Raw genomic sequence first — 19501 nt, 5'->3', positions numbered from 1 at the left:
CCGCATCCGCCGAACCCACCACCGTGCCGATGACGCTGCCGACGGACTCGATCGAGCCGTTCAGGGCCCGCTCGAGCTCGCCGAGCTCGGCGGACGACTTCTCCTCGGCGCGCTGGGTCAGGTCACCGTCGGCGAAGCCGCGGAGGACGTCGATGCTGCTGCGCAGCGGGCGGGTGATCGAGCGGGCGATCAGGTAGGCGAGGACGACGAGGGCGAGGATGCCGACGGCGCCCGCGAGCAGGAAGAACCTGATCGCGCTGGAGCGCGCGGCATCCGCCTCGTCCTGCTGCTGCTGCGCGGCCGCCTCGATCTGCTCGATCGTGCCTCCGAGCAGCTCGTCCATCTTGTCGTTGGCCGCCTGGATCTCGTCGGCCCGGGCACGCATCGCGGCCTGGTCCTTGATCGCCGCGTCCACGAAGTCGGCGATGCTCGTCTCGTACGCCGTCCACGCGCCCTTGAACGCCGTGGCCTGGTCGGCAGTGACGGCCAGCCCGACCGCGTCCAGGTCCGCGAGAAGCTCGTCGATCGTCCCGATGTCGTCCTTCACGTCCTGCGCGATGCTCGCGTTGTCGGCGTAGGTGATCGACTTCAGCCCGTCCACCTTGAGCTCGCTGGAGCGGGTGTCCAACGCGTGCAGGATCGAGCGCGCGTCCTCCCACTTGGCAAGGCTCTCGGCATCGGAGTCGGCGTTGTGCAGGCCGTTGAGCGCGACACCGCCGACGACGCCGGCGGTGACGACGCCGATGCCCGCGATCGCGGCCAGCCGGCGACCGACGGTCCAGGTGATGGGTGACTTCATGATGGTCGAGCCTCTCGGGGGTGAGGGAGGGAGCGGGAGGGGGTCAGGCCGCGACGGCCCGGTCGACGTCGAGTGCCAGCAGGAGCTGGTCATCGAGCTTGTAGGCCCCGAGAAGGAGATCGCGTGAGACACCGGCCAGGGTGTCCGGCGGCGGTTCGAACTGGTCGACGTCGACGTCGACGACCGACCCGATGGTGTCGACGAGCAGCGCGATCGGCTCGCCGGCGACGCGGATGACCACGAGCATCGGCTCGGTGTCGACCGCCCGGGCGGGCATGTCGAGCAGCGCACGGAGGTCGATCGCGCTGAGCACCTGGCCACGCAGGTTGATCAGGCCGGCGAGCGTGCGCGGCGAGAGCGGGATCCGCGTGCGCGTCTGCCCGCGCAGCACTTCCTGGACCGCCCCGACGTCGACACCGTAGAGGTGCCCGTCGAGGGTGAAGGTCACCATCCGGGTGCTCACACCGCCTCCTGCAGCTCGTTGCGGACGTCGAGGTCGACCTCCGGGTCGGAGTAGAACTTCGGGTCGGCCGCGAGGATCGCGGCGCGTACGTCGAGGACCTCGACGATCCGGTCCCGGATCAGCGTCGAGCCGACCAGCCCGTGGTCGTCGATGTCGCTGTGGACCTCGGTCTCCTCGTCGACGATGTCGATGATCTCGTCGACCACGATCGCGACGCTGCGCGAGCCGGCGGAGTACACGACGACCACCAGGTCGTCGCCCGCGCGCTCGCTCATCGTGCCGAGGTGCCGGTCGAGGCGCAGCAGCGGCAGGATCGCGCCGCGGTACTGGACGACCTCGCGGCTGCCCACCACCTCGACCGAACTGGCCGCGACGTTCTCGAGCCGGGTGACCGAGGACAGCGGGATCGCGACGCGGCGACCGCCGCCGATGCCGGCGACCAGCATCCGCAGGTGCTCGCCGGAGGACCGCTGCTCCTTGGCCGTCGACTCGCCCGCGCCGCGCTCGAGGGCCTCGGCCGTGAGAGCCCGCCGGGCCAGAGCCTGGACGTCGAGGATCAGGGCCACGCGGCCGTCCCCGAGGATGGTGGCGCCGGAGTAGGTGCCCAGCGACTTCAGGCGCGAGGTGAGCGGCTTGACGACGATCTCCTCGGTGTTGAGCACCCGGTCGATCACCAGACCGAAGCGCTTGCCCTCGGCCTGCAGCACGGCGATCAGCACGTGCCCGTCGGAGCGCTCGGACTCGACGCCGAGGACGTCGGTGAGCCGCACCAGCGGGAGCAGCGCCCCACGCAGGCGGTAGACCGACGCACCGTTGACGTCCTCGACGGCGCTCGCGGCGCGGTCCGCGTCCAGGGCCACCAGCTCCAGCAGGCTGACCTGCGGGATGGCGTAGCGGTCGCCGGCGCACTCCACGGTGAGCGCCGGCACGATCGCCAGCGTCAGCGGGATGCGCAGACGGCAGGTCGTGCCGCGCCCCATGACGGACTCGACCTCGATGGTGCCGCCGATGCTCTCGATGTTGGTCTTGACCACGTCCATCCCGACCCCGCGGCCGGAGACGTTCGTGACGGACTGGGCGGTCGAGAAGCCGGGCAGGAAGATCAGCTGCAGGATGTCGGCGGAGGACATCTGCGCGAGCTGCGCGGAGGTGCGCACACCGCTGGCGAGCGCCTTCTCGGCGATCCGGTCGGCGTCGATCCCGGCGCCGTCGTCGCAGACCTCGACGACGACCTGGCCGCCCTCGTGGTACGCACGCAGGGTCAGCACGCCCTCGGCGGGCTTGCCGGCGGCGCGCCGTCCCTCGGGCGTCTCGAGGCCGTGGTCCACGGCGTTGCGGACCAGGTGGGTCAGCGGGTCCTTGACCGACTCCAGCAGGGAGCGGTCGAGCTCGGTCTCCCGGCCCACCATGGCCAGCGTGACGTTCTTGCCGCAGGCGGCGCCGAGGTCGCGCACGACGCGCGGCAGCTTGGACCAGAGGTGGTCGATCGGCTGCATCCGGGTCTTCATGACCCCCTCCTGCAGCTCGGTCGCGATCAGGTTCAGGCGCTGGGCGGACCGCATCAGGTCCAGGCCGTCCTGGTCGCCGGCCTGCCGGACGATCTGGTTGCGGGTGAGCACCAGCTCCCCCACCAGGCGCATCAGCGTGTCGAGCAGCTCGACGTCCACGCGGATCGAGGAGTCCGCGACGTTGCGACGGGCGGTGCCCTCGTCGGTCGACTCGGCGGCGGCGCGACCGGCCGCCTGAGGAGCAGCTGCGGGCGGGGTCGGCGGGGCGACCGGCGCGGGCTCGTCGACCGGCGCCGCCACCTCGACGGGCTCGGCCTCGAGGACCGGCTCGGGCTCGGGGTCGGGGATCAGCTCGGTGATCGGCGTGGGGGCCGGCTCCGCCGCCGTACCGTCCAGGACCGCGGTGATCCGCGCGACGACGTCGGTGACGTCGACGTCACCCTCGGCGCCGGTGTCCTCGATCGAGGCGAGCAGCTCGCGCACGGTGTCGACCATCGCCAGCAGGACGTCGGTGGTCAGCGGCGTCATCGACAGCTTGCCGTCCCGCAGCCGGGCGAGCAGGTTCTCGCCCACGTGCGTGACGGACTCGAGGTTCCCGAACGCCAGGAACCCGCTGGTCCCCTTGATCGTGTGGATCGTCCGGAAGATGCTGCCCAGCAGGTCTCGGGAGCCAGGCTCCCGCTCGAGCGCGACCAGGTCGCGGTCGAGCTGGTCCAGGTTCTCGTGACTCTCCACGAGGAACTCCTGGACGATCTCGTCGATCTCTTCCACCGTGTCGGCCTCTCGTCAGGTGACTACGAGGGCTTGATCGGCGTTCACGACGCCGACCTGAGGAGGCGGGGTGGATTTTGCTCCGTCCCCTACCCTCGTCGCGAGGGGAGTACCTCGACCAAGCACCGTCCGGTCAGTACGACAGCCGCCACCGGCCGTCTCGGATGGTCACCTGGCACCAGGTGAGGGAGACCTCGAGCACCGACTCGAGGAGCACCATGCCCACACCTGACCTGTCCGCCCTCCCCGTGGCGCCGCTCGCGATCGACACGATCGGCACCCCGACGCTCTGGACCGTCACGATCGGCGCGGTCCTGGCCCTGCTGGTCCTGGACTTCGTCGCCACCCGACGACCGCACGAGGTCTCGATGAAGGAGGCCCTCGCCTGGTCGGCCTTCTACGTCGCGCTGCCGCTGGCGTTCGGTGGCTGGGTCTGGAGCCGGCACGGCTCGGAGCGCGGGGTGGAGTACTACACCGGCTACCTGGTCGAGAAGACCCTGAGCGTCGACAACCTGTTCGTGTTCATGCTGCTGCTGGCCGCCTTCGCCGTGCCCGCGGCACTCCAGCAGCGCGTCCTGCTCTACGGGATCATCGGCGCGCTGGTCCTGCGAGGCGTGTTCATCGCCCTGGGGGCCGCGGCCCTGGCGGCCTTCGACTGGGTCTTCGCGGTGTTCGGCCTGGTGCTGCTCGCCACCGGCGTCAAGCTGCTCCGCGACGCCGTGACGGGCGCCGACCACGACCGGAAGGACGTGGGCCGGATGCGCTCGGTGCGCCTGATCAGGCGGCTGACGCCGGTCACCGACGAGTACGAGGGCCCGCGCCTGGTGACCCGCCTCGGTGGCCGTCGCGCCCTCACCCCGCTGGCCGTGGTCGTGTTCGCCGTGCTGGCCACCGACATCGTGTTCGCCGTCGACTCCGTCCCGGCCGTCTACGGCATCACCGGCGACCCGTTCCTGGTCTTCGCCACCAATGCGTTCGCGCTGCTCGGGCTCCGTGCCCTCTACTTCGTCGTGCAGGGCGCGCTGAGCCGCCTGGTGCACCTGGGGTTCGGGCTGGCCGCGATCCTCGGCTTCATCGGCGTGAAGCTCGTGCTGCACTGGGCGCACCTCACGTGGCCCTCGGTGCCGGACGTCCCGACGCTCGCCTCGCTGGCGGTGATCGTCGGCGTGCTCGCCGTGACCACCGCGACCAGCCTCATCGCCACGCGCACGCGCGACGACGGCGACCCGGTCCCCTCAGGAGTGGGCTGAGGCCCAGAACACCGCCACGCAGATGTTGGCGACGGTCAGGGCGAGCAGCAGCGCCCAGAGGCCGTTGGCGATGCGCTCCTTGCGCAGGTTGGCCATCACCAGGACCAGGATCACGAGGGCGATCACGCCCTTGACCGCGATCTTGGTGTTGTTGATGGTCCCGTCGTCGGCCTCGATCACCCCGACGAGGAGCAGGCCGGCCACGAACACGGTGCCGGCGCCGTCACGCATCAGCGCGTTGACGGTCTTCTCGGGGCTCCTCGCCTGGACGAGCAGCCCGCCGAGCAACGCGGCGAAGCCGAGCATGTGGATGACGAGCAGCAGGTGGCGCAGGATCTCCATGCGAGGAGCCTAAGGTGCCGTGCCCGAGGAGCTCGACCGGCGTCAGACGATCTGGACCTCGGCGTCGGGCGAGGATCCCGAGCCGTCGCGACGTCGGAGCACGAGCTCGACCAGGAACAGCACCACGCCGACAGCGACCAGGCCGGCGCACCACAGCAGCGAGGTGGGGTCGTCGTACACCGACCAGGCGAGGATCGCCAGGTTGCCCAGCAGGCCGAGCAGCAGCAGCGGGGTGTTGGCGCGGAACGTCCCCTCGTGCTCGTCGTGCCCCCGCAGCTTGAGGACGGAGACGATCACCAGCGCGTAGATGAACAGCAGGAACAGGACCGTGACGGTGGCCAGCCGAGCGACGAGGTCGAGGCCCGCGCCGGCCTCGGTCAGCAGGGTGCCGACCACCAGGAGGGCCGCGACGACGATCCCGCTGAAGACGAGGCCCACCCACGGGCTGCGCCGTCCTTCGTGCAGCTTGTTGAACGCGGAGGGGACGACGTCCTCGTTGGCCATGCCGTAGAGGATGCGCGGCTGGGTGACGACGGCGACCAGCGTGGTGTTGGTGATCGCGATCATCGCGATCACCGCGAAGAGGTCGCTCATGAAGCCGACCGGCACCGGGAGGATCCCCTCCTTGATCACCTCGAGCAGGGCGGCGTCGGAGCCGGCCAGCGTGTCGGTGGGCACGGTGAGGGCCGCCGTCACCGAGACCAGCACGTAGACCAGGCCGGCGACGACCATGCCGCCGAGCAGCGCCCGCGGGAACGACCGGTGCGGGTCGACGGTCTCCTCGGCGACGTTCGCGGTGTTCTCGAACCCGGTCATCGCGAAGAACGAGAGCGCGACCCCGGCGAGCACCGCGAGCGCCGGGTTGCCGGTGGTCTTGAACTCCACGAGCGTCCCGAAATCGGCGTCGCCCTGGACGACGTACCAGACCCCGGCCACCAAGATGATGCCCAGGCCGGCGATCTCGACGAACGCCATCAGCATGTTGACCACGACCGACTCGGTGATGCCGATGAAGTTGATGACCGAGAGCGCCGCGACGAACAGCAGCATCACGAGCAGGGCCGGCGGGGCCGCCCACAGCTCGGCGAAGTACTGCGCGAAGCCGCTGGCCAGCGACCCGGCGGCGGCGAAGCTGGCCGAGAGGAAGGAGACCGTCACCAGGAACGTCAGCGCCCGGCTGCCGAAGGCCTTGTTGACGTAGAGCGAGGCGCCGGCGGCCCGGGGGTACTTCGTGACGAGCTCGGCGTACGCCGACCCGGTGATCGCCGCGATCGTGATGCCGACCGCGAAGGCGATCCAGAACGCGCCACCCACCGCCGCGGCCACCAGGCCGATGAGCACGTAGATGCCCGAGCCCAGCACGTCGCCGAGGGTGTAGAAGAACAGCTGGCGTCCGGTGATGGTGCGCTTGAGCCCGGAGTCGCTCTCGTCGAGCTCCGCACGGTGGTCGGTCGTCGTGGTCATGCCCAGCGGGGTACCCGCGGGTAGGAGCGGTGAAACTAGAGCAGGCGTCGGTCCGAGGCCCAGCGGGTGAGCTCGTGGCGCGAGGAGAGCTGGAGCTTGCGCAGGACGCTGGACATGTGGGTCTCGACGGTCTTGATCGAGATGAACAGCTCCTTGGCCACCTCCTTGTAGGCGTAGCCGCGGGCGATCAGCCGCATCACCTCGCGCTCGCGCTCGGTGAGCCGGTCGAGGTCCTCGTCGACGGCGGCGACGTCGATGGAGCCGGAGAAGGCGTCGAGCACGAAGCCGGCCAGCCGGGGCGAGAACACCGCGTCGCCCTCGGCGACGCGGCCGATCGCCGAGACCAGCTCGGGACCGGTGATCGTCTTGGTGACGTAGCCGCGCGCACCGCCGCGGATCGTGCCGATCACGTCCTCGGCGGCGTCGCTCACCGAGAGCGCGAGGTAGCGGGTGTCGGGCGAGGCGCCCGCGAGGCCGAGCCTGCGCATCACCTCCACGCCGCCGCCTCCCGGCAAGTGGACGTCGAGCAGCACGACATCGGGGTGGTAGGTCGAGACCGCCGCCACCGCCTCGTCGACGTCGGCGGCCTCGGCGAGCACCGTCACCAGGCCGCGCCCGGCGCTCTCCAGCTCCGCGCGCACGCCGCGCCGGAACATCGCGTGGTCGTCGACGATCACGATCGCCACCGGTCCCGCGTGACGGGGTGCCGGCTGCTGCTCACTCATCGTTCTCCTCCTGTCGAGGCTGACGGGACAGGTGCAGGCGCACCTCGGTCCCCTCGCCGGGGGTCGACCGGATCTCGGCCGTGCCCCCATGCCGCTGCATGCGGTCCACGATGCTGTGGCGTACGCCGTGCCGGTCGACCGGCACGGCCGCCAGGTCGAACCCGGGGCCGCGGTCGCGGACGAAGACGTCGATGGCCGCCTCGGTGACCTCGGCGTAGACGTCGACCTTCCCGGTGCCGGCGTGCTTGGCGGCATTGGTGATCGCCTCGCCGCTGGCGTTGACGATCGGGCGCAGGCACTCCTCGAAGTCGCAGTCACCGACGGTGACGACGTCGACCGACACGGCGTACTCGTCCTCGACCCGCGCGGCCACCCCGCGCAGCGCGCTCGCCACGGTGCGCTCGTCGGTCGAGTCGCCGGCGTAGAGCCAGGACCGCAGGTCACGCTCCTGGGCGCGGGCCAGACGGGCGACCGCGGTGGCGTCGTCGGCGTTCTTCTGGATCAGGGCGAGCGTCTGCAGCACCGAGTCGTGCAGGTGCGCCGCGACGTCGGCGCGCTCCTGGGTGCGCACCCGCTCGGCGCGCTCGTCGCTGAGGTCGGAGGCCAGCCGATAGATCCACGGTCCGATCACGATCGCGAGGCCGACGATGCTCAGCAGGGCCACCACCGTGACGTCGCGCGCCATGCTGAGCGAGCCGCCGCGCACGGCGTAGAGGAACAGGGCCGCGACGATCAGCAGGACGCCGGCGCCGACCCGGGCGTAGGACGCCCAGCCGCCGCTGCCGAACACCGCGCGCACGGGGTCGATCCGGCCGGTGCTGTCCAGCCAGCGCTCCCGCTGCGCCTCGTCGGCCTGCCGCCACAGCAGCGCGACGCCGACGATGGCGATCACCATCGGCCAGAAGATCGCGCCCCGACCGAGCACGGCCTCGAGCATCAGGATCGCGCCGAGCCCCAGCGCGGCCAGGGCGATCGCCGGCCCGACGTCGCCGAGCCGGCGGATGCGTCCGGGGCGGCGACCGCCACGGGTGGCGCTCTCGATGCCGGGCGCACCGGTCTCGAAGTGCGCGTCGGAGGGCAGCAGCCACCAGAGCCCGGCGTAGTAGACGATGCCGGCGCCTCCGAGGAACGCCGCGATCACGAACGCGGCGCGCACCCACAGGACCGGGAAGTCGAGGTGTCGCGCCAGCCCCGACGCCACGCCTCCGAGGATCGGCTCCTGGGTGTCGCGGGTCGCGCGCCGACCGCCCAGCGGGACCGCCGATCGCGGGTCGGTCCGGCCGGCGTCGGCGGTCGCGTGTGCGCTGCTCATGTCCCCCTCATCGTCTCACTGCCCGGCCCCCCGGACCATGAGGGCGAACCCCGACACACCCCTGACCGCACCCCCGGCCACCCTGCCCGTGGCACCGGGCAGGATCAGGGCTGTCCCCGATGGTGCGCGCTCGCGCGACCGACCAGGCTGGAGCCATGACCCCGACACCGCCCGAGGCCCCATCAGGCCCGCAGCCACAGCACCCCACCGGGGGCACCGGCCCGCGCGTCGACCGCGACCAGGTCCGCGACCTGGGGCGCCTGCGCCGCTCCGTCACCGACCGCAAGGTCGCCGGCGTGGCAGGCGGCCTCGGGCGCCACCTGGACGTCGACCCGCTGATCCTGCGGGTGGCGTTCGTCGTGCTGGTCTTCTTCGGCGGCGCCGGGCTGATCCTGTACGCCGCGTGCTGGATCCTGGTCCCCGAGGACGGAGCTGTGCGGGCGCCGTTCAACCTCGACGAGCGCAGCCGCTCGGTCGCCCTCATCGTGGTCGGCGTGATCGCCACGCTGGCCCTCGTCGGCGACTCCTGGGGCGCCTTCTGGTTCCCGTGGCCGCTCGCCCTCGTGGCGCTGGTCGCCCTGTGGCTGCTGACGCGCAACAGCCCGCCGCGGCCGGTGCCGCCGGTGCAGCCCTGGGCCCCGGCCGCTCCCACGGACCCGGCGGCCCCCGCGGCGTCGTACGCCGCGCCGACCTACGCCCCGGCCGCGACGTACGCTCCCCCGCCTCCCACCTACTACGCGCCACCGCCGCCGCAGGCCACCTACGTGCCGCCGCCGCCCCGGCCGCCCAACCCGCGCAAGCGCGGCCCGATCCTGTTCTGGTTCACGCTGGCCCTGATCGCCCTCGCCGAGGGCGTGCTCGGCATGGCCGACCTGGCCGGCGCCGGTGTCGCCGACGCGGCCTACCCGGCCCTGGCCGTCGGCATCTGCGGCCTGATGCTCGTCGTCGGCGCGTTCTTCGGGCGGGCCGGCGGGATCATCGCCCTCGGGCTGATCTCCACCGTGGTGCTGACCGGGACGACCGCCGCCGACCGGTGGGACAGCAACGACGTCACGGAGACGCCGCTGAGCGCCGCCGCGCTCGACAACCGGTACTGGCTGGGCGCCGGCGAGCAGGTCATCGACCTGCGCGAGGTCGCCGACCTCCAGAACCTCGACGGTCGCACGCTCGAGGTCGAGGGCGGCATCGGCCGCATCGAGATCATCCTCCCCGAGGGGCTGACCGCGGTCGTGCACGCCGACGTCGACGGCCCCGGCAACATCGACGTGTTCGGCTTCGAGCGCGGCGGGATCGACACGACCATCAACTCCTCCGACGGGTCCGAGTCCGACCCCCGGATCACGATCGACACCCAGCTGGGCGTCGGACAGATCGAGGTGCACCGATGAGCACGACCGGCTTCTCCTACGACGAGCAGCACAGCACGCCCGAGCGGCAGTCCGGCCGCCACCCGGTCAACGTCGGCCACCTGGTCATGGGCATCGCCTTCCTCGGGCTGGTGGGCGTGTGGGCCCTGATCCAGGGCGACGTCGTGGGCGACGGCGACGTCCGCTGGCTGATGCCGGTCCCGTGGGTCCTGGCGGGCCTCGCCGGCCTGCTCGCCATCGGGCTCTCGGGCAGCCGCCGCTGGTCGACCCGCCAGACCGGCTGGGTGCCCGCGGACCCGGCCCCGCACCAGGGGCCGGACGAGGAGGCCTGAGGCGTCGAGGCCGGGCTACCGGAGGGCCCGGAGCCGCGAGCTGGAGGCGTGCAGGCGGCACGCCTCCAGTGTCGTGTCGGGGTGGTCGGTGAACAGGCCGTCGACCCCGGCGTCGAGGAAGGCCTGGGTCTCCTCGATCGAGTCGCCGATCGCCGCCGGGTCCGCGCCGCGGCGATAGCCCGTCGGCAGGAAGGCGTTCTCATCGCGCAGGGTCCACACGTGCACGAGCAGCCCGGCCGCGTGGGCGTCGGCCACGAGCGACGACGGATCGCCGATGGTGCCGGTGCCCGCGTGCCGCGGGAGCACGAGGTCCTTGGCCACGCCGACCGCGTCGGCATACGACGCCACCCGGCGCAGCCCGGTCGCCGTCACGAGGTCGACCCGGCCGTCGGCGGCGACGAGCTGCACGAGCGGCAGCGGCGTCCGCGACCGCAGCCACTGCAGGTTGCCGGGCTCGAAGGACTGCAGGAACACCGGCGCGTGCGGTCCGCCCATCCCGTGGCGAGCGAGCGCGTCGAGCAGCGGCTCCTCGAGAGCCAGGCCGAGAGCAGCGAAGTGCGAGGGGTGCTTGGTCTCCGGGTAGACCCCGATCGGCCGGCCCAGCCGGGCCGACTCCTCCGCCACCAGGGCGAGGACCTCGTCGAAGGTCGGCACGTCGTAGCGTCCGTCGTACCGCGTGTTGCGCGGGCGCAGCTCCGGCAGCCGCTCCACGGCACGCAGCGTCTTGAGCTCGGCGAGCGTGAGGTCCTCGGTGAACCAGCCGGTGACCACCCGCCCGTCCACCTCCTTGGTGGTGAGCCGGTCGGCGAGCTCCGCGCGCGCCGCGATGTCGGTGGTCGAGCCGATCTCGCTCTCGTGACGCGCGACCAGCACCCCGTCACGGGTGCTGACGAGGTCCGGCTCGACGTAGTCGGCTCCCAGCGCGATCGCGAGCCGGTAGGACGCCAACGTGTGCTCCGGCCGGTAGCCGGAGGCGCCCCGGTGGGCGATGACCAGAGGCGGCTGCAGCTCGAGCGGCTCGCGCATGACCCCAGAAGAGCGCGGGTCGGTGTCGGCGCGGCGTGAGCGACATGAACCCGAGGTGACGCCCGCCAGAATGGACGGCATGTCCGCACCGACGCTCGGCGCCCTCCAGACCGTCCCCGCGCTCGACCGGCCCGACCTCCTCGCGCCCTCCGTCGTCACCGCACTGCGAGGCTGGGCCGGCGCCCACCGGCTGGGCGTGGTCGAGATCGACCCCGCGATCGCCGACACCGCGGCGCTCGCCGAGGCCTACGCGCTGCCGATGTCGACCGGCGCCAACTGCGTCGTGGTCGCGGGCCGCCGTGACGGCGAGGAGAGGGTGGCGGCCTGCCTGGTGCGTGCCGACACCCGCGCGGACGTCAACGGCCTGGTCAAGCGCACCCTCGACGTCCGCAAGGCGTCGTTCCTGGCGATGGACCGCGCGGTCGAGGAGTCGGGCATGGAGTACGGCGGCATCACGCCGGTCGGTCTGCCCGCGAGATGGCGGCTGCTGGTCGACCCGCGGGTCCTCGACATCGACGTCGCGGTGATCGGCTCGGGCGTCCGCCGCTCCAAGCTGCTGCTGCCCGGCGCGCTGGCCGCCGACCTGCCGGGCGCCGAGGTCGTCGAGGGCCTCGCTGGCTGAACACCGTGTCGTCCGGGTCAACCGAGGGCAACAGGGTCACACTGTCGCCATGAGTGACGACGAGGTGCCCGAGAACCCCAAGTCGGGACGCCGGGAGACCGAGGAGGAGCGGCTCGACCGCAAGTGGGAGGACCTCCTCCAGGAGCTGCGGGTCATGCAGACAGGGGCCCAGCTGCTGGCCGGCTTCCTGCTCACCTTGCCGTTCCAGGACAAGTTCGACACCCTCGACGACTTCCAGCGCGGCCTCTACCTCGGGCTGGTGCTCCTGGCCACGCTCACGACCGGCCTGATCATGGGGCCCGTCGCGATCCACCGGCGCCTGTCGGGCCGGCACGTCAAGGAGCGGTTGGTCGCCTCGGCGCACGTGCTGGTCTGGGCGGTGCTCGCCGCGATCTCGCTGCTCGTGACCGGCATCGTGATGTTCATCTTCGACATGGTGCTCGACCGCACCTGGTCGAGCCTGGCCGCAGCCGCGATGGCACTGGTGATGGTGACCCTGCTGGTGCTCCTGCCGCACCGGCTGATGCTCCACCAGGAGCACGACCCGCAGTAGCGGACGGGCCGATAACCGGTCGCTCGAGCGGGCGGCCGCTCCGTACCCTGGGACGAGTGCGCCGCCTGCCCCTCGACCACCCCGGGACCCCCGATCACCGCTCGCCGGGACGGTTCCTGTGGTGGCTCGCCAAGGGCCAGTGGGTCACGCTCGTCGGGGGCATGTGCTTCGGCATCGTCTGGATGAGCTCGCAGGCGGTGATCCCGGCCGTGATCGGCCGCGCGATCGACCGCGGTGTGGCCGACAAGGACGGCACGGAGCTCGCGAAGTGGGCCGGGCTGCTGCTCGCGATCGGGCTGCTCCAGGCGGCCACCGGCATCATGCGGCACCGGTTCGCGGTGACGAACTGGCTGATCACGGCGTACCGCGTCGTGCAGCTGGTGACCCGCCAGACCGTGCGGCTCGGCGGCACCCTGCCGCGCAAGGTGTCGACCGGTGAGGTCGTGGCGATCGGCACCACCGACCTCTCCCACCTGGGCCAGGTCATGGACGTGTCGGCGCGGTTCAGCGGCGCCGTCGTCTCGTTCGTCCTCGTCTCGGTGATCCTGCTGAGCACGTCGATGACGCTCGGGCTGGTGGTGCTGCTCGGCGTGCCCGCGATGATGCTGCTGCTCGCGCCGATCCTCGGGCCGCTCCAGCGTCGCAGCGCCCACCAGCGGCACCTGATGGGCCAGCTGTCCAACACCGCCAGCGACATCGTCGGCGGCCTGCGGGTGCTGCGAGGCATCGGTGGCGAGCAGGTCTTCCACGACCGCTACCGCCGCGAGTCCCAGACCACCCGCACGGCCGGCGTGCAGGTGGCCCGGCTGCAGTCGGTGCTCGACGCGCTGCAGGTCTTCCTGCCCGGGTTCTTCGTGGTCGTCGTGGTCTGGCTGGGTGCGCGCTCGGCCGTGCAGGGATCGATCACCCCGGGCGAGCTCGTGGCGTTCTACGGCTACTCCGCGTTCCTCCTGATCCCGCTGCGCACGGCCACCGAGTACGCCAACAAGGTGATCCGCGGCCGGGTCGCGGCCGCTCGGGTCTGCCGGGTGCTGGCGCTCGAGCCCGAGGTCCGTGAGCCGGAGCGTCCCACGGCGTTCCCGCCGCCGGGCTCGGAGCTGCGCGACGACCGCACCGGGCTGGTCGTCGCCCCCGGCCTGCTCACCGCGATCGTCAGCGATCAGCCCGACGAGTCGGCCGCGCTCGCCGACCGTCTCGGCATGGCGGCCGGCGAGCCCGACGACGACGTCCGCCTCGCGGACGTCCCGCTCACCGCGCTCTCCCCCGCCGACGTACGCCGCCGCATCCTGGTCTCCGACACCGGAGCGATGTTCTTCTCCGGGCGCCTCGGCGACCGGCTCGACGTCAACGGGCGCGGGGATGTGGCGGCCGCGCTGGAGACGGCCTCGGCCGGCGACATCCTCGACGCCCTGCCCGACGGGCTCGACACCCTGGTCGCCGAGCGCGGCCGGAGCTTCTCCGGCGGGCAGCGGCAGCGCCTGGTGCTCGCGCGCGCCCTCGCCGCGGCGCCGGAGATCCTCGTGCTGGTCGAGCCGACCTCGGCCGTCGATGCGCACACCGAGTCCCGCATCGCCGCCCGGCTGCGCCGCCACCGCGCCGGTCTGACCACGGTCGTCACGACCACGAGCCCCCTGCTGCTCGACGCCGCCGACGTCGTGGCGTTCCTGCGCGACGGCACGGTCGTCGCCACCGGCAGCCACGCAGAGCTGCTCGAGACGAACGCCGACTACCGCGCGGTCGTGACCCGCGAGTCCGCCGACCTCGTCGAGGCGGACCGATGAGCGCCACGACCCACCTGCCCGTCGCCGACACCGCGGCAGTGCGCCGGTACGCCGTCGCGCTGGCGCGCCGCCACCCGCGGATGCTCTGGGGCGCGGTGTCCCTGCACGTGCTCGCGGCGCTTGCCGGCCTGGCCGCCCCGCGGCTGCTCGGCGGGCTCGTCGAAGCCGTCGAGAAGGGCACGACCGCCGGCCACGTCGACCGCATCGCCCTCGCGCTCGCGGGGTTCCTGCTCGCGCAGACCGTCCTGACGCGCTACGCCCGCTACCTCAGCCAGGTGCTCGGCGAGCAGGTGCTGGCCGAGCTGCGTGAGGACTTCGTCGGCAACACGCTCGCGCTGCCGGTCGGTGTCGTGGAGTCCGCCGGCTCGGGCGACCTGCTCACCCGCACCAGCCGCGACGTCGACCAGCTCGGCTGGTCGGTGCGGATGGCGCTCCCGGAGTGGACGATCGCGGTCATCACCGCGGTGATCACGTTCGTCGCCGCGATCAGCGTCGGCTGGTGGGTGGCGCTCCCCTGCCTGCTGGGCGTCCCTCCGCTGGTGATCGGCCTCCGGTGGTACCTCGCCCGCGCCAAGGACGGCTACCTGCGCGAGACCGCGACGTACTCCCGCATCAACGCCACGCTCACCGAGACCGTCGAGGGCGCCCGCACGGTCGAGGCGCTCGGCCTCGGCGACGAGCGCGTGCGCGCGGCCGACGAGGACATCGACGCCTCCTACCGCGCGGAGCGCTACACGCTGTTCCTGCGCACGGTGTTCTTCCCGAACATGGAGATCGCCTACCTGATCCCCACGGTGGCGACGCTGCTGTTCGGCGGCTACCTCTACACGCAGGGGCACGCCTCGCTCGGCGCGGTCACCGCGGCCACGCTCTACGTCCAGATGCTCATCGACCCCGTCGACCGGATCGTGTCGATCCTCGACGAGCTGCAGCTCGGCGCGGCGTCGCTGGCGCGACTCCTCGGCGTCGCGCACGTGCCCGACGACCGGGCGGTGAGCGGACGGGAGCCGACCGGTGAGCAGCTGGCCGCCGAGGACGTGCGGTTCTCCTACGTCGAGGGCCGCGACGTGCTGCACGGCGTCGACCTCGCCGTCGGGGTCGGCGAGCGGGTCGCGATGGTCGGCCCGTCCGGCGCCGGCAAGTCCACGCTCGGCCGGCTGCTCGCGGGCATCCACCCGCCGCGCACCGGTTCGGTGACCGTCGGCGGCGTCGGCCTGGTGGAGCTGCCGCTCGACGAGCTGCGTGGCCACGTCGCGCTCGTCACCCAGGAGCACCACGTCTTCGTCGGCACGATGCGCGAGAACCTCGTGCTCGCCCGGCCCGGGGCCACCGACGACGACGTGCGCGAGGCGCTGGCCGCCGTCGACGCCCTCGACTGGGTCGAGTCGCTGCCCGAGGGACTCGACACCGTGGTCGGCTCCGGCGGACGCGCCGTCACGGCCGCGCAGGCGCAGCAGTTCGCACTCGCCCGGCTCGTGCTCGCCGACCCGCACACGCTGGTGCTGGACGAGGCCACGTCACTGATCGACCCGCGCGCCGCACGGCACCTGGAGAGGTCGTTGGCCGCCGTGCTCGAGGGGCGCACCGTGATCGCGATCGCCCACCGGCTGTTCTCCGCCCACGACGCCGACCGGGTCGCGGTGGTCGAGGACGGTCGGATCGCCGAGCTCGGCTCGCACGACGAGCTGGTCGCCGCCGGCGGCTCCTACGCCGCGCTGTGGGAGAGCTGGCACGGCCGGGGCTGAGACGCGACCCTTGCGGCGACCACGACCGTGACAGTTATGCTGTCACAATGAAGCTGTCGATGCCGCTGATGTACGACGGGAACCCACGCCAGACGGCCGACCAGGTGGTCGGGCTGGAGAAGGCGGGGCTGGACACGATCTGGGTGGCCGAGCCCTACGGCTTCGACGCCCCGACGCTGATGGGCTACCTGGCCGCCAAGACCGAGACGGTCGAGATCGGCGCCGGCATCCTCAACGTCTACTCCCGCACCCCGGGCGCGCTGCTGCAGACCGCGGCCGGGCTCGACAACGTCTCGGGTGGCCGCGCGGTCATCGGCCTGGGCGCCTCGGGGCCGCAGGTCATCGAGGGCTTCCACGGCCTCCCCTACGACAGGCCGCTGGGCCGCACCCGCGAGGTCATCGAGATCATCCGGATGGGGCTGCGCCGCGAGTCCCTGGTCCACGACGGGATCTTCAAGCTCCCGCTCCCGGCCGACCAGGGCCTCGGCCTGGGCAAGCCGCTCAAGCTGCTCAACAAGCCCGAGCGGAACGCCGTACCTCTCTGGGTCGCGGCACTCGGCGACAAGAACGTCGCGATGACGGCCGAGGTCGCCGACGGCTGGTTGCCGTTCCTCTTCCTCCCCGAGAAGGCCCAGCAGGTCTGGGGCGAGTCGCTCGCCCGCGGGAAGGCCAAGCGCTCCGCCGACCTCGGGCCGCTGGAGATCAGCGCCGGCGGCATGGTCGCGATCGGCGAGGACGTGAAGGGGATGCTCGACTTCATGCGGCCGATGTACGCGCTCTACGTCGGCGGCATGGGCGCGCGCGGCAAGAACTTCTACAACGAGCTGGCCTGCCAGTACGGCTACGAGAAGGAGGCGAAGGAGATCCAGGACCTCTACCTCGACGGCCACAAGCGCGACGCCGAGACGAAGGTGCCGCTCGAGTGGCTCGAGGCCGGCAACCTGGTCGGCCCCGCGTCGTACGTCAAGGAGCGGATCGCCGCCTTCCGCGAGGCGGGCGTGACCAGCCTGCAGGTGTCCCCCGCGTCGGACGACCCGGCCGCGACCATCGCACAGATCAAGGAGTGGGTGTCCTGATGCCTCCCCAGAATGCAACGCAGAAGGCCAGCATCTTCGAGCAGGAGCACGAGGACTTCCGCAGCACCGTCCGGGCCTTCCTGGAGAAGGAGGTCGTCCCCCACCACGAGCAGTGGGAGAAGGACGGCCAGGTCAGCCGCGAGGTGTGGCGCAAGGCCGGCGAGCAGGGACTGCTCTGCTTCGACGTCGAGGAGGAGTACGGCGGCGCCGGCATCTCCGACTTCCGCTACAACATGGTGATCGCGGAGGAGATGTGCCGGGCCGGCACGAGCGGCCCCGGCTTCCCCGTGCACACCGACATCATCGTCCCCTACATCAGCCAGCTCGGGACCCCGGAGCAGAAGCAGCGCTGGCTGCCCGGACTGGTCAGCGGCGAGCTCATCTCCGCGATCGCGATGACCGAGCCCGGCGCCGGCTCGGACCTCCAGGGCATCAAGACCTCGGCGATCGACAAGGGCGACCACTACGTCCTCAACGGCTCCAAGACGTTCATCTCCAACGGGATCATGTCCGACCTCGTGATCGTCGTGTGCCGCACCGACCCCGACGCCGGCCACCAGGGCATCAGCCTGCTCGTCGTCGAGCGCGGGATGAAGGGCTTCGAGCGTGGCCGCAACCTGGACAAGATGGGCATGAAGGCCCAGGACACCGCCGAGCTGTTCTTCGACGACGTCGAGGTGCCCAAGGAGAACCTGCTCGGCGCCGAGGGCTCCGGCTTCATCTCGCTCATGGTCAACCTCGCCCAGGAGCGCATCTCGATCGCCGTGATGGCGGTCGCCGCCGTCGAGCGGATGCTCGAGCTCTCCCTGTCCTACGCCAAGGAGCGCACGGCGTTCGGCAAGCCGATCGGCAGCTTCCAGCACAACCGCTTCCTGCTCGCCGAGATGGCCACCGAGGCCCACATCGCCCGCGTGTTCGTCAACGACTGCGTGATGAAGCTCAACGCCGGCCAGGTCGACGCCTCGCTCGCCTCGATGGCGAAGTGGTGGACCACCGAGCTGCAGAAGAAGGTCACCGACCAGGCCGTCCAGATCCACGGCGGCTACGGCTACATGATGGAGTACCCCGTCGCCCGGGCCTTCGTCGACAGCCGCATCCAGACCATCTACGGCGGCACCACCGAGATCCAGAAGGAGATCATCGGCCGGTCCCTGGGGATCTGAGGACCTGGCGCACCAGGCTCTGCACGAACGCCTCGTCGATCGGCTGGCGGGCGAACCAGCGCCGGTAGAACAGCGGGCCTAGCAGGGCCGCGGCCAGGACGGCGACGTCGGCGTCCGCCGCCAGCTCGCCGCGCGCCACGCCCCGCTCGAGCACGGTCTTGAGCGGGGCGGCGTGCCCCGCCTGGATGCGGGCGTGGATCTCGCCGAACTCCGGGTCGCGCTCGGCGGCGTCGATGACCGAGGGCACCACCGCCGCCCAGTTCGCCGTCCACAGCAGTCGGCCGATCTCGGACAGGATCGACTCGACGTCCGCCTCGACACTGCCCGCGTCCGGCGTCTCCTCCTCCTGCTCGGCGACCATCCGCCAGCAGGCGTCGGCGACCAGCGCCTCGCGCGTGGGCCACTGCCGGTAGATCGTCGTCTTCGCGACCCCGGACCGGCGCGCCACCTCGTCGACGCTGAACCCGCCGATGCCGCTCGCCACCAGCACGTCGTACGCCGCCGCGAGCACCCGCTCCCGTGAGCGCTGGAGACGCTTGTCCACGTCCGCCCGCCCTTCCTGTCGTCCGCTGTCGGCACATTTCGCTACGCTCCCGTAGCGTAGCGAAACGACTCCTGAAGGGACCCTCTCATGAAGATGGCATCCGCCCGCATCATCACCGACGACCTCGACCGCCTCGTCGGGTTCTACGAGCTCGTCACCGGCGCGACCGCCGAGCGCCCGGCCCCGGTGTTCGCCGAGCTGGTGCTCGGCACCTGCACCCTGGCGATCGGCCACTCCCAGACCGTGCAGCTCTTCGGCGGAGACGTGGCCCACGCCGCTGACAACCACAGCGTGATCCTGGAGTTCCAGGTCGACGACGTCGACGCGGAGTACGCGCGCCTCGAGCCGCTGGTCGAGGACTGGGTGCAGACACCGACGACGATGCCGTGGGGCAACCGTTCGATCCTCTTCCGCGACCCCGACGGCAACCTGGTCAACCTCTTCGCACCCGTCACCGAGGAGGCCCGCGCGCGCTTCAGCGGTCGCCCGTGAGGGCGCCGTCTCACGGGACCGGCATCGGGTCGATCGGCACGTCGTGCTCGCCGAGCACGGAGCGGAGCCGATGGTTGAGCTGGAACCGCCCTACGTCGGGAGAGACATGGACGTCAGCTAACTACATATGTATTAAGTTCCGCCCCTTCCCTCGACGGCAGGGTCG

The 19501-nt window shown here is 71.8% G+C and carries 19 protein-coding genes; 10 read left to right on the top strand and 9 right to left on the bottom strand.

Going from position 1 to position 19501, the window contains the following annotated elements:
- The 3 genes from Q0L15_RS22075 to Q0L15_RS22065 all read right to left on the bottom strand — a co-directional run.
- The coding region (locus Q0L15_RS22075; protein ID WP_296606993.1) for a methyl-accepting chemotaxis protein at window positions 1–799 on the bottom strand (799 nt) is incomplete at its 3' end.
- A 43-nt stretch (window positions 800–842) separates the two neighbouring features.
- Window positions 843–1262, bottom strand: a complete 420-nt coding sequence (locus Q0L15_RS22070; protein WP_296606991.1) for a chemotaxis protein CheW — start codon at window positions 1260–1262, stop codon at window positions 843–845.
- On the bottom strand, window positions 1259–3541 hold the full coding sequence (locus Q0L15_RS22065; protein ID WP_296606989.1) for a chemotaxis protein CheA: 2283 nt from the start codon (window positions 3539–3541) through the stop codon (window positions 1259–1261). Before Q0L15_RS22065 ends, Q0L15_RS22070 begins: the two co-directional genes overlap by 4 nt.
- A 218-nt stretch (window positions 3542–3759) precedes the next feature.
- Here Q0L15_RS22065 and Q0L15_RS22060 point away from each other — a divergent pair, with 218 nt between their 5' ends.
- On the top strand, window positions 3760–4791 hold the full coding sequence (locus Q0L15_RS22060; protein ID WP_296606988.1) for a TerC family protein: 1032 nt from the start codon (window positions 3760–3762) through the stop codon (window positions 4789–4791).
- Here the strand turns inward: Q0L15_RS22060 and Q0L15_RS22055 are convergent.
- The 4 genes from Q0L15_RS22055 to Q0L15_RS22040 are packed head-to-tail and all read right to left on the bottom strand — an operon-like array spanning window position 4777 to window position 8634.
- Complete coding sequence (locus Q0L15_RS22055) at window positions 4777–5133, bottom strand: hypothetical protein (protein WP_296606986.1); 357 nt, start codon at window positions 5131–5133, stop codon at window positions 4777–4779. The two genes, Q0L15_RS22060 and Q0L15_RS22055, sit on opposite strands and share 15 nt — an antisense overlap.
- Window positions 5134–5175: 42 nt before the next feature.
- On the bottom strand, window positions 5176–6597 hold the full coding sequence (locus Q0L15_RS22050; RefSeq protein ID WP_296606985.1) for an APC family permease: 1422 nt from the start codon (window positions 6595–6597) through the stop codon (window positions 5176–5178).
- A gap of 35 nt (window positions 6598–6632) precedes the next feature.
- Complete coding sequence (locus Q0L15_RS22045) at window positions 6633–7322, bottom strand: response regulator transcription factor (protein WP_296606983.1); 690 nt, start codon at window positions 7320–7322, stop codon at window positions 6633–6635.
- The gene (locus Q0L15_RS22040) at window positions 7315–8634 is read right to left on the bottom strand and encodes an ATP-binding protein (protein ID WP_296606981.1); all 1320 of its coding nucleotides are present in this window, start codon (window positions 8632–8634) and stop codon (window positions 7315–7317) included. Before Q0L15_RS22040 ends, Q0L15_RS22045 begins: the two co-directional genes overlap by 8 nt.
- Before the next feature lie 155 nt (window positions 8635–8789).
- Here Q0L15_RS22040 and Q0L15_RS22035 point away from each other — a divergent pair, with 155 nt between their 5' ends.
- Together Q0L15_RS22035 and Q0L15_RS22030 are read left to right on the top strand one after the other, a co-directional pair.
- The gene (locus tag Q0L15_RS22035; RefSeq protein ID WP_296606980.1) at window positions 8790–10022 is read left to right on the top strand and encodes a PspC domain-containing protein; all 1233 of its coding nucleotides are present in this window, start codon (window positions 8790–8792) and stop codon (window positions 10020–10022) included.
- The gene (locus Q0L15_RS22030) at window positions 10019–10333 is read left to right on the top strand and encodes a hypothetical protein (protein WP_296606978.1); all 315 of its coding nucleotides are present in this window, start codon (window positions 10019–10021) and stop codon (window positions 10331–10333) included. The genes Q0L15_RS22035 and Q0L15_RS22030 overlap by 4 nt, the downstream gene beginning before the upstream one ends.
- A gap of 15 nt (window positions 10334–10348) precedes the next feature.
- Here Q0L15_RS22030 and Q0L15_RS22025 read toward each other — a convergent pair whose 3' ends face one another.
- Entirely contained in the window at window positions 10349–11359 is a 1011-nt protein-coding gene (locus tag Q0L15_RS22025; protein WP_296606977.1) for a glycerophosphodiester phosphodiesterase, read from the bottom strand.
- 79 nt (window positions 11360–11438) lie between these two features.
- Between Q0L15_RS22025 and Q0L15_RS22020 the strand changes: the two genes are divergently transcribed.
- Genes Q0L15_RS22020 through Q0L15_RS21995 form a run of 6 tightly spaced genes read left to right on the top strand, consistent with a single transcriptional unit; the run spans window position 11439 to window position 18299 of the window.
- Window positions 11439–11981: a YbaK/EbsC family protein gene (locus tag Q0L15_RS22020; protein ID WP_296606975.1), complete on the top strand. Its 543-nt coding sequence runs from the start codon at window positions 11439–11441 to the stop codon at window positions 11979–11981.
- Between the two features lie 49 nt (window positions 11982–12030).
- Window positions 12031–12534 (top strand): DUF6328 family protein, encoded by a 504-nt coding sequence (locus Q0L15_RS22015; protein ID WP_296606974.1) that lies wholly within the window; start codon window positions 12031–12033, stop codon window positions 12532–12534.
- Between the two features lie 56 nt (window positions 12535–12590).
- Window positions 12591–14315: an ABC transporter ATP-binding protein gene (locus Q0L15_RS22010; RefSeq protein ID WP_296606972.1), complete on the top strand. Its 1725-nt coding sequence runs from the start codon at window positions 12591–12593 to the stop codon at window positions 14313–14315.
- A complete protein-coding gene (locus Q0L15_RS22005) occupies window positions 14312–16060 on the top strand; it encodes an ABC transporter ATP-binding protein (protein WP_296606971.1) in 1749 nt (582 codons plus the stop codon). Before Q0L15_RS22010 ends, Q0L15_RS22005 begins: the two co-directional genes overlap by 4 nt.
- Window positions 16061–16107: 47 nt before the next feature.
- Window positions 16108–17136, top strand: coding sequence for an LLM class F420-dependent oxidoreductase (locus tag Q0L15_RS22000; protein ID WP_296606969.1), 1029 nt, complete (start codon window positions 16108–16110; stop codon window positions 17134–17136).
- Window positions 17136–18299, top strand: coding sequence for an acyl-CoA dehydrogenase family protein (locus Q0L15_RS21995; protein ID WP_296606968.1), 1164 nt, complete (start codon window positions 17136–17138; stop codon window positions 18297–18299). The genes Q0L15_RS22000 and Q0L15_RS21995 overlap by 1 nt, the downstream gene beginning before the upstream one ends.
- Here Q0L15_RS21995 and Q0L15_RS21990 read toward each other — a convergent pair.
- Window positions 18274–18843 carry a TetR/AcrR family transcriptional regulator gene (locus Q0L15_RS21990; RefSeq protein ID WP_296606966.1) on the bottom strand — a complete coding sequence of 190 codons (570 nt, stop codon included), beginning with the start codon at window positions 18841–18843 and terminating at the stop codon, window positions 18274–18276. The two genes, Q0L15_RS21995 and Q0L15_RS21990, sit on opposite strands and share 26 nt — an antisense overlap.
- Before the next feature lie 87 nt (window positions 18844–18930).
- On the opposite strand from Q0L15_RS21990, the gene Q0L15_RS21985 reads away from it, so the two are divergent.
- Complete coding sequence (locus tag Q0L15_RS21985; RefSeq protein WP_296606964.1) at window positions 18931–19335, top strand: VOC family protein; 405 nt, start codon at window positions 18931–18933, stop codon at window positions 19333–19335.
- The last annotated feature ends 166 nt before the right edge of the window (window positions 19336–19501 follow it).

Source organism: Nocardioides sp., from assembly GCF_024509035.1.
GTDB lineage: Bacteria > Actinomycetota > Actinomycetes > Propionibacteriales > Nocardioidaceae > Nocardioides.
Note: the sequence above shows the minus strand (reverse complement) of the source record. Positions and strands in the feature narration are given on the sequence as shown.